10 protein-coding genes are annotated in these 13,288 nt (G+C 38.9%); all 10 read left to right on the plus strand.

Annotated elements, in window-relative coordinates; all coding sequences use genetic code 11:
- The first annotated feature begins 15 nt into the window (after window positions 1–15).
- Window positions 16–978 (plus strand): HPr(Ser) kinase/phosphatase, encoded by a 963-nt coding sequence (gene hprK / locus H3T47_RS05400; RefSeq protein WP_187159161.1) that lies wholly within the window; start codon window positions 16–18, stop codon window positions 976–978.
- Complete coding sequence (gene lgt / locus H3T47_RS05405) at window positions 975–1,811, plus strand: prolipoprotein diacylglyceryl transferase (RefSeq protein WP_199282774.1); 837 nt, start codon at window positions 975–977, stop codon at window positions 1,809–1,811. Before hprK ends, lgt begins: the two co-directional genes overlap by 4 nt.
- A gap of 31 nt (window positions 1,812–1,842) precedes the next feature.
- On the plus strand, window positions 1,843–2,862 hold the full coding sequence (locus H3T47_RS05410) for an NAD(P)H-dependent glycerol-3-phosphate dehydrogenase (RefSeq protein ID WP_199282775.1): 1,020 nt from the start codon (window positions 1,843–1,845) through the stop codon (window positions 2,860–2,862).
- 57 nt (window positions 2,863–2,919) lie between these two features.
- Window positions 2,920–3,855 (plus strand): thioredoxin-disulfide reductase, encoded by a 936-nt coding sequence (gene trxB / locus H3T47_RS05415; RefSeq protein ID WP_038521912.1) that lies wholly within the window; start codon window positions 2,920–2,922, stop codon window positions 3,853–3,855.
- A gap of 127 nt (window positions 3,856–3,982) precedes the next feature.
- Entirely contained in the window at window positions 3,983–5,707 is a 1,725-nt protein-coding gene (locus H3T47_RS05420) for a phospho-sugar mutase (RefSeq protein ID WP_199282776.1), read from the plus strand.
- A gap of 100 nt (window positions 5,708–5,807) precedes the next feature.
- Window positions 5,808–7,850, plus strand: a complete 2,043-nt coding sequence (uvrB, locus tag H3T47_RS05425) for an excinuclease ABC subunit UvrB (RefSeq protein WP_199282777.1) — start codon at window positions 5,808–5,810, stop codon at window positions 7,848–7,850.
- Window positions 7,840–10,692 carry an excinuclease ABC subunit UvrA gene (uvrA, locus tag H3T47_RS05430; protein ID WP_199282778.1) on the plus strand — a complete coding sequence of 951 codons (2,853 nt, stop codon included), beginning with the start codon at window positions 7,840–7,842 and terminating at the stop codon, window positions 10,690–10,692. Before uvrB ends, uvrA begins: the two co-directional genes overlap by 11 nt.
- Before the next feature lie 50 nt (window positions 10,693–10,742).
- Window positions 10,743–11,285, plus strand: coding sequence for an HdeD family acid-resistance protein (locus H3T47_RS05435; RefSeq protein WP_038521922.1), 543 nt, complete (start codon window positions 10,743–10,745; stop codon window positions 11,283–11,285).
- Between the two features lie 91 nt (window positions 11,286–11,376).
- The gene (gene rapZ, locus H3T47_RS05440; protein WP_199282779.1) at window positions 11,377–12,255 is read left to right on the plus strand and encodes an RNase adapter RapZ; all 879 of its coding nucleotides are present in this window, start codon (window positions 11,377–11,379) and stop codon (window positions 12,253–12,255) included.
- 7 nt (window positions 12,256–12,262) lie between these two features.
- Window positions 12,263–13,288, plus strand: coding sequence for a gluconeogenesis factor YvcK family protein (yvcK, locus tag H3T47_RS05445; protein ID WP_046326924.1), 1,026 nt, complete (start codon window positions 12,263–12,265; stop codon window positions 13,286–13,288).

Raw genomic sequence — 13,288 nt, forward strand, 5'->3', positions numbered from 1 at the left:
AAGGGGCATTTTAAGATGACAAACGCAGTTAAACTAAAAAATCTAATTCGTGATAATAAAATTGTCCACGTTGTGCAAGGAAAACAATATATTCAAGATAAAGAAATTGTAGTATCTGATATTTATAGACCCGGATTAGAGTTGACAGGCTACTTTGATTTTTATCCGCGCCAGCGTATTCAGTTACTTGGAAGAACTGAAATTTCTTATGCCGCCAGATTAGATCATGATAGTTTGGTCCAAGTGTTTAATAAACTTTGCACACCTGAGACACCGTGTTTCTTTGTTTCCCGTTCATTGCGAGTACCACCAGAATTGGCGCAAGCTGCTGAGGAAGCTAAAATTCCTATCTTGTCTTCACCTGAGTCAACTACTTATGTTTCCAGTATTTTGACTGAATATTTAAGAGAAAGACTGGCTGTGCGAGATACAATTCACGGGGTTTTAATTGAAGTTAAAGGTATGGGCGTCCTGTTAACAGGTGATTCCGGTGTGGGTAAGTCTGAAACGGCATTGGGCTTGATACATCGTGGCCACCGTTTAATTGCCGATGACCGCGTTGATGTCTACCAAAAAGACGTTGAAACAGTCATGGGTGAAGCGCCGGCAATATTAAAGCATTTAATGGAAATTCGCGGTATTGGGATCATTGATGTTATGGATTTGTTCGGAGTTGGTGCGGTTAAAAACCGTGAAAGTATCCAGCTGGTGATCAAACTAGTTAATTGGGACAATCAAGCAAATTATGACCGTTTAGGTTTTGAGGAAAGTAAACGTGATATTTGCAACGTTGAAGTACCTCAAATTACAATCCCTGTAAAAGTCGGCCGTAACATGGAAGATATTATTGAAATTGCCACAATGAATTTTCGGGCAAAAAGAAGTGGTTACAACGCGACTAGGACATTTGACAACAATTTAACCAAATTAATTAAGCAAAATTCTAAAAACGATTCAAAAAAGGAAAGTAATAAATGACATTGACAATCAATCCCGTAGCCTTTAACTTAGGAAATTTAAGTGTCAAATGGTATGGCGTCATTATGGCGCTGGCTATTATTTTAGCCGTGTCAATGGCAATTATTGAAGGACGAAAAAGGCAGATCGAAAGTGACGATTTTGTCGATTTGCTCTTGTGGGCTGTCCCCTTGGGCTATGTTGGTGCAAGAATTTATTATGTTATTTTTGAATGGCAATATTATGCGCAGCATCCAGACCAAATAATTGCTATTTGGAATGGGGGAATTGCGATCTATGGCGGTTTACTTGCCGGCTTAGTGGTTCTATTAATTTTTTGCTACAAAAAGATGCTGCCGCCATTTTTGATGCTTGATATCATTACTCCAGGAGTAATGGCCGCCCAAATTTTGGGTCGTTGGGGTAATTTTATCAATCAGGAAGCACACGGTGGTCCCACAACTTTGGGTTTTCTCCAAAGTTTACATTTACCGAATTTTATTATTAGTCAAATGAAAATTAATGGGGTCTATTACCAGCCAACCTTTTTATATGAATCATTTTTTAACTTAATTGGTTTAATATTAATTTTGGTTCTGAGGCATAAAAAGCATTTGTTTAAACAAGGTGAAATTTTTATGCTTTATCTAGCTTGGTATTCCGTTGTTCGTTTCTTTGTAGAAGGTATGAGAACGGATAGTTTGTATCTTTGGGGATCAATCAGAGTTTCACAGCTCCTTAGCTTGATACTGCTGGTGATTGTCATCGGATTGTTTATTTATCGCAGAAAAGTTGTTAAACCCAAATGGTATCTTGATGGCAGTGGCCTAAAATATCCCTATAATCGAGATTAAATATTAGTATTAGTTGAAAGAGAGTTAACGAATGACAAAAATTGCAGTTTTAGGAGCAGGTTCTTGGGGCACAGTGTTGGGCTCTATGCTGGCTGATAAAGGCTATGACATTGTACTGTATGGTAACAATGAAAAAGTTAATCAGGAAATTAATGAAAGTCATACGAATGAACATTACATGAAAAATTGGCATGTAAATGAGACCGCCACAGCAACGGGTGATTTGAATGAAGCTTTAAGTGGAGCAGAAATTATTTTATTTGTTCTTCCTACTCAAGCAATTCGTAGCGTTGCCCAAAATGTAAGTAAAATCCTAGCACAAAGGAAAGATAAACCACTTATAGTAACTGCTACCAAAGGAATTGAACCGGGTTCTAAAAAGTTAATTTCTGAAATTTTGACTGAGGAAATTTATCCCAATGATGAAGACAAGATTGTAGCGATTTCCGGACCAAGCCATGCCGAGAGTGTGGCACAAAAAGATTTAACCGCAATCTCTTGTGCTTCAACGAGTATGGAAAACGCTCAAAAAGTTCAGCAATTATTTTCAAATGACTATTTCCGTTTATATACTAATAATGATCTGATAGGCGTTGAAGTTGCGGGAGCTGTTAAGAACGTAATTGCGATTGCAGCCGGTATTCTGGTAGGTAAGCACTATGGAGATGATGCTAAAGCTGCGCTCATGACGAGAGGTTTAGCTGAAATTACCCGTTTGGGTGTGAATTATTTCGGAGCTGATCCTATGACGTTTAGTGGACTTTCAGGTATAGGTGATTTGATTGTTACTTGTACTTCGGTTAATTCACGTAATTGGCGCTGTGGTAAGCAACTGGGTGAGGGCAAGAGTTTAGACTATGTTTTACAAAATATGGGTCAAGTAGTTGAAGGCGCAACTACTGTCAAAGCAGTGCACGAGCTATGCCAAGAAAAACAGATTGATATGCCAATTAGTGAAGCAATATACCGCGTTTTATACCAAAATGCTGATGTTGATTCTGAAATAGCTCAGATGATGGGTAGAAGTCCTAAACAGGAAATTAGACTTTGAGAGCGATATCGTTGTAATATTACTTACGAAAAATAAGAAAGTGCTGAAGGTGAAATTATGACTAAAAAATACGATGTAATCATTATTGGAGCAGGCCCCGGTGGACTTACAGCCGCTTTATATGCTTCTCGGGCTAATTTATCCGTTTTGATATTGGATCGAGGTTTGTATGGCGGGCAAATGAATAATACGGATGCAATAGATAATTATCCGGGCTTCAGTGAGATCAAGGGTCCTGAACTGGGCGAAAAAATGTATAATTCAATCATGAAATTTGGCGCAAAGTTTGAATATGGTGATGTTCAAACAGTTACGCTAGATGGGGACCAAAAAATAGTCAAAACTGATACTGCCGAATACAGCACACCCGCTCTTATTATCGCTACTGGAGCAGATCATCGTCACTTAAATGTGCCAGGTGAAGATGAATATTCAGGTAAAGGCGTTTCTTACTGTGCTGTTTGTGATGCTGCATTCTTCAGAGACGAAGATATTGCGGTTATTGGCGGTGGCGATTCAGCTATTGAAGAAGGTATTTATTTGGCTCAGAGTGCTAAATCTGTCACGGTTATTCATCGGCGGGACCAATTACGTGCGCAGCCCACATTACAAAAACGGGCTTTTGCCAACTCTAAGATGAATTTTATTTGGAACGGGTTAACGCAATCCATTGACGGCGATGGCGACAAAGTTACCGGCGTAACTTATAAAGACAAGGAAACCGGTGCTGAGAAGCATATTAAAGTTCGAGGCGTCTTTATTTATGTTGGTGTCATTCCGCAGACAGCGCCATTTAAGGACTTAGGTATAACAGATGAAAATGGCTGGATTCCTACTGATGAGCACATGAGAACTAAAGTTGACGGTATCTTTGCTTTAGGTGATGTTCGTGCGAAGGATTTACGGCAAATTGCCAATGCTGTGGGTGACGGCAGTATTGCTGGTCAACAAGCATATAATTATTTACAGGATCTGAATGATCGTAAAATTTAAAGATTAAAAAAAGAATTTAGTTAAAACTGAATTCTTTTTTTATTTTTACAGATAGCAATAATGATAAATGCTAGAATAGAGTTTATGTAAACGAATTTATTGCTAGAAAAAGGGGTACATTGCTGAAATGAAGGCAGAGGAAACTTTTCAAGAATGGCAGCAGGCGCACAATCTGCCAGATTATTTACAAGATCAATTGCAAGAACTTGGTAAAAATCCCAAATGGATTAATGATGCATTTGGTCAAGACATTAATTTTGGTACAGCTGGAATGCGCGGCAGGCTCGAGCCGGGAATTAATCGTATTAATATCTATACCATTGGGCGAGTAACAGAAGGCTTGGCACGTTTAATTAATGAAAAAGGCGCAAAAGCGCAAAAAGATGGTGTAGTCATTGCTTATGACTCTCGCTATCATTCACGCGATTTTGCGGAACATGCCGCACGAATATTAGGTGCGCATAATATTCATGTTTACCTATTTGATGATTTACGACCGACGCCTGAATTATCTTTTGCTGTGAGATACCTTCATGCTTCTGCCGGAATTAATATTACTGCTTCTCACAATGCCAAAGAATACAATGGCTACAAAGTCTATGGCCCTGATGGTGCCCAGATGGGACCTGAAGATGCCAGTCGCGTTTTTGTTTATGCTCAAAAAGTAACCGATATTTTTACCGTTAAAACTGCTCCGATTGCACGATTGCGCTCGCAAGGAGTTTTGCAATTGATTGGTGAAGATATTGATGAGGTTTATTTAGCTCAACTAAAAACTGTAAATGTTAATAGTGAACTAATACAAAAAAATGCTCATAAGTTAACGATTATTTACTCACCCCTACATGGGACAGGTAAAATGTTATATGATCGGGCTTTTAGACAAAATGGTTTTACAAATGTGATTCCAGTTCCCAGCCAAGCAATTATTGATCCGGAATTTCCCACGACCATCAAACCCAATCCAGAATACCGTGATGTGTTTGATCCTGGCATCAAACTGGCAAATGAAAAAAATGCTGATCTAATCATTGCTACTGATCCTGATGCAGATCGTATGGGTGCCTGTGTGCGCACAAAAAATGGCGACTTTCAAGTTTTAACAGGGAACCAGATTGCTACGCTCATGATCTATTATCTGCTGGTTAATTTAAAAGATAAGGGGCAATTATCTGCCGATTATGAGCTGATTACTTCGATTGTTTCCAGTAGTATGCCACTTAAAATTGCAAAAGATTTTGGTATCAGAACAAAGTCGGTGTTAACTGGTTTTAAATTTATTGGTGAAGAAATTGACCGTATGAGTAAGATGCACGACGGTAAGTTTTTAATGGGCTTTGAAGAAAGCTATGGTTATCTTTTCAAACCTTTTGCACGTGATAAAGATGCAATGCAAGGCGCTTTAATGTTTGCGGAAGTGGCATCTTATTATGCTGCTAGAAACATGACTGTATTAGACGGCCTTAATGAAATCTGGCAAAAATACGGCACTTCTTATGAAATTACCAAGGCGATTGAAATGCCGGGAATTGGCGGGCAAAAGAAAATGACACAATTGATGACTAAATTGCGCTCAGAGAATTTGCAAGAGCTAAATGGGGTCAAAGTCAATAAAATTCAAGACTTTTTAAAACAGCAGGAAATTGTTGGTGATACGGTTAAGCCACTCACAGGTTTACCAAAATCTAATGTATTGAAATACTTTTTGGCTGATGAAACTTGGTTAGCCTTAAGACCATCGGGCACAGAACCAGTAATTAAAGCTTATGTTGGTGTCAATAAACCTAATATTGAGCTTGCACATCAAGCAGCTGAGAATTATCAAAATGCTTTGGCAGAACTGTTAAAATAAAACAAAAAGAGTGCGAAAATATGTTCGAGAGTGTAAAATAGAATACGTCAAATAAGAGTTGGACTTTGTTTGTCCAACTTTTTCTACGAGGAGTCTTTCGATGATTAAACGACAAGAAGAACGTAAATTTGAACTAGTTTCTAAATTCAGTCCAGCGGGTGATCAGCAACAGGCTATTGATAAATTGGCTGCTGGCTTTAAAAAAGGCTATAAGGAGCAAATTCTGGAAGGTGCAACCGGTACGGGCAAAACTTTCACAATGGCGAACATTATTGCTAAATTGAATAAACCTACTTTAGTTATTTCTCACAATAAAACTTTGGTTGGTCAGCTTTATGGTGAGTTTAAAGAATTCTTTCCGCATAATGCTGTCGATTATTTTGTTTCCTACTATGATTATTATCAGCCGGAAGCGTATGTGCCCCAATCGGATACATATATTGAAAAGGACTCATCTATCAACGATGAAATTGATCAATTACGTCACCAAGCTACCAGCGATTTGATGGAACGTAACGATGTGATTGTTGTGGCATCTGTTTCGTGTATCTATGGTTTAGGTGATCCTAAGGAATATGCTGCCAGTGTAATCACGGTTCACGAGGGTGAGGAATATAACAGAAATACGTTGCTGCGCGATTTAGTCAATATTCAATATGATCGCAATGATATTGACTTTCAACGTGGTCGTTTTCGTGTTCGCGGAGATGTCGTAGAAGTTTTTCCTGCTGGTAATTCTAATCATGCTTATCGTATTGAATTTTTCGGGGATGAAATTGATAGAATTGTTGAAGTGGACTCTCTAACAGGAGAAGTAATTGGTGAAAGAGAAAGTATATCATTATTTCCTGCTACCCACTTTATGACCAATGAAGAACAGATGAGGCGAGCTCTTAAAGCTATTTCACAGGAAATGAAAATTCAAGTGAAAAATTTTGAAGGTCAAGGTAAATTGCTTGAGGCAGAACGTATTAAACAACGTACTACTTTTGACATGGAAATGATGGGTGAAGTTGGTTACACCAATGGCATCGAGAACTATTCGCGTCATATGGAAGGAAGAAAAGAAGGAGAGCCGCCTTATACCTTATTAGACTTCTTTCCTGATGACTTTTTGATTTTAATTGATGAGTCTCATGCCACCATGCCTGAAATTAGGGCAATGTATAACGGCGACCGCAATCGGAAAAAAACTTTAATTGACTATGGTTTCCGTTTACCTTCTGCGCTTGATAACAGACCATTGAAACTGGCTGAATTTGAAAAGCACGTTAACCAGATTCTATATGTTTCAGCAACCCCTGGAGATTATGAATTAGCACGGACAAATCATAAAGTTGAGCAAATCATCAGACCGACGGGTCTACTTGACCCTAAAATTGAGGTCAAACCTGTTGAGGGGCAAATTGATGATTTAGTGGCTGAAATCAACAAGCGCATTGAAAGAAATGAACGTGTCTTTGTCACCACTTTAACCAAAAAAATGGCTGAAGACCTAACAGATTATTTGAAAGATCTGGGCATTAAAGTGCAATATTTGCACTCTGACGTGAAGACGCTGGAACGGATGCAAATATTGCGTGATTTGCGTACGGGCAAGTACGATGTGCTAATTGGTATTAACCTATTACGTGAAGGTATTGATGTGCCAGAAGTTTCTTTGGTCGCAATTCTTGATGCTGATAAGGAAGGTTTTTTGCGTGCTTACAGACCATTAGTGCAAACTATGGGTCGCGCTTCCAGAAACGCTGATGGTGCTGTGATCATGTATGCTGACACGATTACTGATTCGATGCGGCAAGCGATTGAAGCAACACAGAGAAGACGTCAATTACAGATCAAGTTTAATAAAGAACATGGTATGAAACCTAAGACCATCGTTAAGCCAATCAGAGATGTCATTTCTGCTACTAAAGTGGCAGATGAAGATGTTCAAAGCGATAGCTTCGCTGATTTGAACTTTGATGAATTAACTGTCAAACAAAAGAGAACCATGATTAAAGACTTACGTAAGCAAATGCAAGAAGCTGCCAAGAAACTGGACTTTGAGGGCGCTGCAACTTTGCGGGATGCAATCATGGAATTGGAGAGTTCAACTAGAAGCCCAATTAAGAAAAAAGGAAAAGCATTAAATGGTAAATGATAAGATTGTTATTCGGGGTGCACGTGAACATAATTTAAAAGATATTAATCTTTCTATCCCTAAGGATAAATTGGTCGTGATTACGGGTTTATCTGGTTCTGGTAAAAGTTCGTTAGCCTTTGACACATTATATGCTGAAGGGCGCAGAAGATACGTTCAGTCCTTATCAAGTTATGCCCGCCAATTTTTAGGACAAATGGATAAACCAGATGTTGATTCGATTGATGGCCTTAATCCTGCAATTTCAATTGATCAAAAAACCACTTCCCATAACCCGCGTTCAACTGTTGGTACTGTTACTGAAATAAACGATTATCTCAGACTTTTGTGGGCGAGAGTAGGTCATCCTGTGTGTCCTAATGATGGTACTCTAATTGAACGTCAATCTGTAGAGCAAATGGTTAACCGCATTTTGGCATTGCCTGAAAGAAGCCGTATTCAAATTTTAGCACCGGTAATCAGGTCTAAACGTGGTGCGCACAAAGAAGTATTTAAACGCGTACAACGTGCTGGCTACGTGCGCGTCATCGTTGATGGTGAAATGCACGAGATTGGTGAAAAATTTGATTTAGAAAAAAATAAGCGCCATTCAATCGACATTGTGGTTGATCGTTTGATCGTCAAAGATGGTATCCGCTCGCGACTTTTTGATTCAGTAGAAGCTGCTCTGCGTCTATCAGATGGCTACATGAATGTTGATGTTATTGGCGGCGATTTAATCAGCTTTTCAGAGTATTATGCTTGTCCTAAATGTGGTTTTACCGTGGGAGAGATGGAGCCCAGGCTATTTTCCTTTAATGCACCATTTGGTGCTTGCCCTGACTGTGATGGTTTAGGTGTTAAATTAGCTGTTGATGAAGATTTAGTAGTGCCCGATAAAAGCAAAACTTTAGCTGAAGGAGCAATTGCACCCTGGAAGAATTCCAAGTATTACGGGGAAATGCTAGAGCAGGCATGTAGTGCTTTAAAAATACCACTTGATAAGCCATTTAGTAAACTGACTAAAAAGCAAAGAGAAACAATTTTGCATGGTTCTGCTAAGAAAATCAAGTTTCACGTTACTGGTGATTTCGGAGTTAATGATACTACTGCGCCATTTGAAGGTGCCATGGAGAATGTTGAGAGACGTTATTATCATCCCATGTCAAAATTTATGCGGGATGTAATGGGCAAGTACATGACCGAACTCACTTGTTCAACATGTCATGGCAAAAGGTTAAATCGTAAAGCGTTAGCAGTTAAAGTAAACGGTAAGGATATCGCTGAAGCGTCAGAATTGGCAATTAGTCATGCTCTGGAATTTTTCACCGATATTAAGTTGGATGAGCAAGAGACTATAATTGCTAAGCCGATATTAAAAGAAGTACGTGATAGATTAACTTTCTTGAATAGTGTGGGGTTAGACTACCTGACATTATCACGTTCAGCTAATACCTTATCTGGTGGTGAAGCACAAAGAATCAGGCTTGCGACCCAAATTGGTTCTAATCTTTCAGGAGTAATGTACGTTTTAGATGAACCTTCAATTGGTTTGCATCAACGCGATAATGACAGGTTGATTGCTGCTTTAAAACGAATGCGTGATTTAGGCAACTCATTAATTGTCGTTGAACACGATGATGAAACAATGAGGCAAGCTGATTATTTAATTGACATGGGACCAGGCGCTGGAACTTATGGCGGCGAGATTATGGCTGCCGGTACACCAGCAGAAGTTGAACATAATGAAAAGTCACTGACTGGACAATACATGGCCGGTAAAAAGTTTGTCCCCGTACCTTTAACAAGACGCAAGGGTAATGGTAAAAAGATCATTGTTACAGGTGCAGCCGAAAATAATCTTAAAAATCTTAAGGTTGAATTTCCTTTAGGGAAGTTAATTGTGGTTACAGGAGTTTCCGGTTCTGGTAAATCAACTTTGGTTAACATGATTTTAAAACGGGCTCTAGCCCAAAAAATAAACCGCAACCAAACTAAACCGGGTAAATATAAGACGATCAGCGGTTATCAAAACATCGAAAAGATTATTGATATTGACCAAAGCCCGATTGGGCGTACGCCACGTAGTAACCCTGCTACTTATACCAGCGTTTTCGATGACATCAGAGCTTTATTTGCTCAAACTAACGAAGCTAAACTCCGTGGCTACACTAAGGCGCGTTTTTCATTTAACGTTAAGGGTGGACGTTGTGAGGCTTGTCATGGAGATGGCATTATCAAAATTGAAATGAACTTCTTACCGGACGTATATGTTCCTTGTGAAGTTTGTCATGGCAGCCGCTACAACTCTGAAACTTTAGAAGTTTCCTATCGTAAGAAAAATATTGCGCAAGTGCTGGATATGACTATCAGTGAGGCCTGCTCATTTTTTAAGAATATTCCTAAAATTGCGCGCAAGTTGCAAACAATTGTTGATGTGGGGCTTGGCTATGTCAAGCTCGGACAGTCAGCTACTACCTTGTCTGGTGGTGAAGCGCAAAGAATGAAACTGGCCGCTGAACTGCAAAAATTGTCAACTGGCAAGAATTTCTATATTCTGGATGAACCAACGACCGGACTACATACTGATGACATCAAGCGACTGCTAGAAGTTTTACAAAGATTAGTTGATCAAGGTAATACGGTTTTAATAATTGAACACAATCTTGACGTGATTAAAAATGCTGATTGGTTAATTGATTTGGGTCCTGAAGGCGGCGAAGGCGGCGGTCAAATTGTTGCTACAGGCACACCTGAACAGGTAGCACAAGTTAAGGAAAGCTATACTGGGCAATACTTGAAGCCAGTGCTTAAGCGGGACACAGCTTTAACAAAAAAGGCCAGCCAAAAAACAGGCAAATAGTATTAATTAATTCTGATAAAGTGTAAAATAAAGCCCAAGGAGGAATAAAAATGGATAATTTTTCTAGTTACAGAGGAAATCGCGGATTTAACTGGGCTGCATTTATCTCTGGTGTTTTAATGATAATTGCAGGGCTCTTTTTATTGCGGCATCCCGGTAAGGCATTACATGCTTTTGTATTGCTTTTTGCCATAGTGTCAATAGTTCAGGGCTTTGTCTGGTTAGTTTTCTACAGTCGTTTTCGGTATTTTATCCCTTCAAGCTGGTTGTCGATTGTGTCAGGAGTTTTAGACATTATTGTGGGTATTTTGTTCCTATATTCCTATGATGCTGGTGGCTTAACCATTGCTTACTTATTTGCATTTTGGTTCTTATTCGACTCAATCTCTGGCATCGTTTTTTCTTGGCACATGCGGGCTGTTTCAACCTTTTTCTTCTGGGTTAATATAATCCTGAATATCCTAGGCTTGTTTATCGCCATTAGTTTGATGTTTAACCCAGCTTTATCAGCATTAACTTTAATTTGGTTAGTTTCTTTCTGGTTACTAATTTTTGGTATTAATGAAATTATTGCTGCATTTGTTAACAGGTAAAAAATAAAAAGTTCTGTTGAACTTTTTTTTTGCCCAAAAAGTAATGGCACACCTGGTATGTTATAATTTTAGTAATAGGAGGTCAGCAAAAATGGCTAAGCATAAAAAGCAATTACTGATTGTGACAGGCATGAGCGGTGCGGGAAAAACGGTCGCTTCTCATGCTTTAGAAGACATGGGCTATTTTGTAGTTGACAATTTGCCTCCATCTCTTTTATCCAGTTTTTGGGATTTAATCGTTAACTCAGATGATTTCACTAAAGTTGCAGTAGTAATTGATCTGCGGGTGAGACGGTTTTATAAAGATTTAGATAACGAAATTAATTCTTTAGAAGATAATGGTACGGTGCAGACCCGGATCGTCTTTTTAGACGCTGCGGATGACACTTTAGTTGCTCGTTATAAAGAGACTAGGCGTGTTCCGCCTTTAGCCCAAAATGAGCGTTTACTAGACGGAATTTTAGCAGAAAGACGTATTTTAACCGGAATAAAAAACCGTGCCAATGATATTATTGATACTTCTAATTTAAGTCCAAAAGAATTAAAACAAGAACTGGCTAATAAGTTTAGTGCTAAACACCGGCAGCCGTTTTCAATTGAGGTTCTATCTTTTGGGTTTAAATACGGAATGCCCATTGATGCGGATATTGTAATGGATGTGCGCTTTTTGCCCAATCCCTTTTATATTCCTGAATTGCGACCTTTTACCGGTTTGGATAAAAGGGTATTTAACTATGTAATGGATAAGAAAGAAACGAGTATTTTTTATCAGAAATTTTTAGATTTGATAAAAAGTGCATTGCCCGGTTACATCAAAGAGGGCAAGACTAAATTAACTATTGCAATTGGGTGTACCGGTGGGCAACATAGAAGCGTCGCCATTGCACAGCAGCTGGCTAAAGATTTAGCTGAAGACTATACAGTTGATATAACCCATCGTGAAATTAGTCGCTACACTAGAAATAGGTGATAATTAGATGACATATAATGATAAAGTGATTCATGTTACCAGAAGCAGACGACCACAGGTTGTCGTTATTGGTGGAGGTACTGGATTGCCTGTAGTTTTAAACGCGTTAAAAGAGCAAAATGCTGAAATATCAGCTATTGTGACTGTTTCTGATGATGGCGGCTCTTCCGGCTCAATTCGCAATTTTATCAACGTAGTTCCCCCTGGTGATATTCGCAATGTTTTGGTTTCTTTAAGTGAAATTTCTCAGGAAGAAAAGGATGTTTTCCAATACCGCTTTGATTCTTCCGACTCATTTTTTTCAGGTCATGCTATCGGCAATTTGATAATTGCTGCTTTAAACGAAATGCACGGTAATATTTTTGACGCTGTTCAAGCACTTTCAAAAATGATGCGGGTTGACGGTCATGTTTACCCTGCCTCTAATGAACCATTGACACTGAATGCGGAATTTGTGGATGGCTCTATTCAAGCTGGTGAAAAGGAAATTACTGACAAGGATAAAAGAATTAAACGAGTTTGGGTCACCAACACTAAGTCAAAGAGTGAACCTGAAGCGGTGCCACCAGTTTTAGCCGCTATAAATAATGCTGATGCGGTAGTTTTAGGACCTGGTAGTCTATTTACGTCCATCTTGCCTAATCTCATGATCCCCAATTTAGGCGAAGCAGTAAGAAAAACAAGCGCAGAAGTCATTTATATTTGTAACATTATGACGCAAAAAGGTGAAACCGATCATTTTTCAGACTGTGAACATGTTAAGGTAATTAATGAGCATTTGGGCGGACATTATATTAATACCACTTTAGTCAATGGCGCTAAAATTGATATGTCTAAGTTTAACCCTAACGATTATGATGCTTATCTTGAACCTGTTAAGAACGATTATCAGGGCTTGCGGGAACAGGGAAGCAGAGTCATTACCGCTGATTTTATTGATCAGCGAAGTGGGCTAGTCTTTCACGATGGTAAAAAAGTAGCCAAAGAAATTATTAATCTGGCATTTGCTGCGATGGCTCGCAGGAAGGACTAA

Origin of the sequence: Lactobacillus sp. W8093 (genome assembly GCF_016100925.1) — a bacterium.
GTDB lineage: Bacteria > Bacillota > Bacilli > Lactobacillales > Lactobacillaceae > Lactobacillus > Lactobacillus helsingborgensis.